The following is a 3,045-nucleotide window of genomic DNA, read 5'->3' on the forward strand; positions in this document are numbered from 1 at the left end:
GGGCTTTTTATGCCTGGCTGATGTCCGCGCTCAGAGAATCCATAAGGATATCACTACCATTGATCGGCCCGGTTATGGGAGAAAGCTCAACCTAACCAGCTTACAATTTCAAAGAAAAATCGAATTCTTCAAGACCGACGAATTAGGGTTTCGGTTTACTGCCAACGCGACCTCAAAGTCGATAAGCTTCGGTCTCTGTAAGCATTTGCTGGAGCCATTCCATATACGGGGTGCCGCCGGTTCCTCTCGGATCATCGGTCCGGCGATTGATGTATTCCTGCGCCCAGCCGTAATGAACCCTCCGGAAAGAGGCAATACCCTCCAGGATGGCGTTGAAGGGTTCCTTGTACCGGAGGTGGCGGACGCTCGGCATGGCCTCGACTTCCTCGATGAGCCGGCGATGTTCGACCGGCATGTAGTTGCGCATGTCGGCCAGGTGATCGGTCAAAGCCGAGCGCTGATGCGGAATCTTCAGAAACGCGACCAGGGTCGGCATGATGCTGCTCTGGGCGCCGGTCTCGCCGCGGAACCGGATCGGCTCCCGGTCGACGCCTTCATACGTCACGGTGTCGAAAAACCGGATGTAGGGCCTGAACGTCTTGTAATAGAGGCGCGCGTCCATCTTCTCGGGAATCCGCTTAAGCACTTCGACTTGGCGCCGCACGGCATCTTCGATCCGCCATAGCTCAGAGCCGATGTCGGCATCCGGATCGAGAGCGAATTTCCGTTTGACCGAGGCTATCGCCGCCAGAATGTCCGCGGCGATAGCCTCGATTTCCACGTGAACCAGAATGAACCAGTGTTCGTCGTACATATGGACGAAATTCTGGATCGTATCGATGTTCCCCAAGCGGATCGGCCGGTCTTTCCCGAAGCGTTTCCAGTTGTACAAGGCGTAGCCGTCGTAGCTCAAGATGGGGGGACGCCGCAACAGCACGCAGGCTCTCGCCAGCGGTACGGCGATATTGCGCGGCAGTATGCGGGCCGGCTCCATCCCGACTTGGTTGACATAAGCTGAGGCGAGAAAGCCGACCCGCACGTAATAAAGGCGAAGCCGGGGCAAGGTTTCGGCGGTGACCGGCTCCTTCCAGGCAGGAATCGCTAGTTCCCGCGCATAGTTCCGGAAACCCTGGTCTTGCAATAGGCTCGGCAGATCGCGGCCGATCTCGTCGAGTACGGCATAAGGCGAATCCTGCGGAAACGCGGTGAGGGGATCGTGTTCGGGAAGAAAGCCGCGCTCGGCGTAATGGGATTTCGACAATTCGCCGTCTCCGGCCTGCGAAGCTTCGGAGCGGAACCAGAAGTACTGCCCGTGGGTGTCGCTGATCATGGGTATTGCCGGTGAAAAAGCGATTCTCGCTATCGCTTAGACCCGAATCGCCCAGACTTCGTTCTCTATGAAGAAGTTTCAGGAAAGCGCGATAGATGCGGGCCTATGTCGATCTCCTGAAAGCCGCCAACCTTCCGGTGCCGGCTCTGTCTAATCAAGAGTTTCCTGGCCCAAGAGAGTTTTCAAATACGTAAGTCCTGACCGATAACGTGAATCCTGGGACGCAAGCGAGAGAGGTAGCTCAAATGGCTGTGTTGGACAAAGACAAGGTAGTATCGGTATTGAATCGACTCCTCGAAATGGAACTGGCTGGCGTGGTGCGTTACACGCATTACTCGTTCCTGGTGTTCGGCTACGGCCGCATACCCATCGTGTCATGGCTGCGCGAACAGGCCGCCGAATCGCTCGTGCACGCGCAAGCGGTGGGAGAAATGATCACCCACCTGGGCGCATACCCGTCACTCGGCATCGGCCCCCTGCTGGACAGCCATAAGCACGATATCGGCGCCATCTTGCGCGAGTCGCTGGACGCGGAAGGCGCCGCGTTGAAGCTGTACAGGGAGTTGCTGGGCCTGGTGCAGGGCCGCTCGGTTATGCTCGAAGAGTTTGCGCGGCGGATGGTTGCCGACGAAGAACGCCATGCCGGAGAGGTCGACAAGATGCTCCGAAAGCCGGGGGAGTTGGCGGCTGCATCGTCACGCCCCATTTGACCTGCATTTTTCTCATGAAGCTGCCCACCTATTTCATTTCCCACGGCGGGGGCCCTTGGCCCTATATGGAAGACTTCCGCAAGGTCCTTTCCGCGCTCGAAGCGTCGCTGAAGGACATGCCGCGCCAGATCGGCGTCACGCCCAAGGCCGTGCTCGTCATCTCGGGGCACTGGGTGGAACGGGACTTCACCGTGATGTCGAGTCCCAACCCGCCGATGATCTACGACTACTTGGGCTTTCCGAAGCATACCTACCACGTCGAATACAGCGCGCCCGGCTCGCCGGAACTCGCGCGCAGAGTGCAGGAGCTGATCCGGGCCGCCGGCATGCCGGCACGGCTCGATCCCGAGCGGGGCCTCGATCATGGCGCGTTCGTGCCGCTCGTCATCATGTACCCGGACGCCAAGGTGCCGGTGGTGCAACTGTCGCTGAAAGGAGGCTACGATCCGGCCGAACACCTGGCAGTCGGCCGGGCGCTGGCTCCGTTGCGCGAGGAAGGCGTGCTGATCGTCGGCAGCGGCCTGAGTTACCACAATCTGCGGCAATGGGGGCCTGGCGCGAAGACCGCCTCGAAGACCTTCGACGCATGGCTGCAAGATACGCTGCTCCACGCCGATCCGGCAGAGCGCGCGAAGCGGCTGCTCGACTGGAGCCAAGCCCCGGCCGCGCGGCAGGCTCATCCGCGGGAGGACCATTTGATTCCGCTGATGGTCGCCGTCGGTGCGGCCGAAGACGAGCGGGCGACTGTCGTTTATCACGAAGAGGAGCTGTTCGGCGGGGTCACCGCGTCGAGCTTCCGGTTCGGTGAGGCGGCCGCGTAGCCGGGTTCCGATGAACGGAATGGCTCGAGCGAAAGAAAAAGATCTAGGACTTACGCAAAAACTGGGATTGGGAGGGCACTTGTTGGAGCGGAGCGCGTCAGAGCGGGATGGAAAAGAAGCCCATCACACGTCTGGATTACTGCCAATACTTGCTGGTGACCCAGATCAACTATACGTTGACGCA

General features: G+C 59.5%; 3 protein-coding genes. 2 read left to right on the forward strand and 1 reads right to left on the reverse strand.

All coding sequences use genetic code 11. The annotated features are described in order from the left end of the window. Positions 1-172: 172 nt before the first annotated feature. Positions 173-1,330, reverse strand: a complete 1,158-nt coding sequence (locus VEB01_RS11550) for a PrnB family protein (RefSeq protein WP_324875576.1) — start codon at positions 1,328-1,330, stop codon at positions 173-175. A gap of 245 nt (positions 1,331-1,575) precedes the next feature. Between VEB01_RS11550 and VEB01_RS11555 the strand changes: the two genes are divergently transcribed. Next, complete coding sequence (locus tag VEB01_RS11555; RefSeq protein WP_324875577.1) at positions 1,576-2,040, forward strand: ferritin-like domain-containing protein; 465 nt, start codon at positions 1,576-1,578, stop codon at positions 2,038-2,040. A 14-nt stretch (positions 2,041-2,054) separates the two neighbouring features. After that, a complete protein-coding gene (locus tag VEB01_RS11560; RefSeq protein ID WP_324875579.1) occupies positions 2,055-2,861 on the forward strand; it encodes a DODA-type extradiol aromatic ring-opening family dioxygenase in 807 nt (268 codons plus the stop codon). Positions 2,862-3,045 lie beyond the last annotated feature (184 nt).

This window comes from Methylocaldum sp., assembly GCF_035627495.1.
Classification (GTDB): domain Bacteria; phylum Pseudomonadota; class Gammaproteobacteria; order Methylococcales; family Methylococcaceae; genus Methylocaldum.

Coding starts and splice junctions, on each gene's coding strand:
- VEB01_RS11560 (WP_324875579.1), top strand. CDS start 2,055: ATGAAGCTGCCCACCTATTTCATTTCCCACGGCGGGGGCCCTTGGCCC.
- VEB01_RS11550 (WP_324875576.1), bottom strand. CDS start 1,330: ATGATCAGCGACACCCACGGGCAGTACTTCTGGTTCCGCTCCGAAGCT.
- VEB01_RS11555 (WP_324875577.1), top strand. CDS start 1,576: ATGGCTGTGTTGGACAAAGACAAGGTAGTATCGGTATTGAATCGACTC.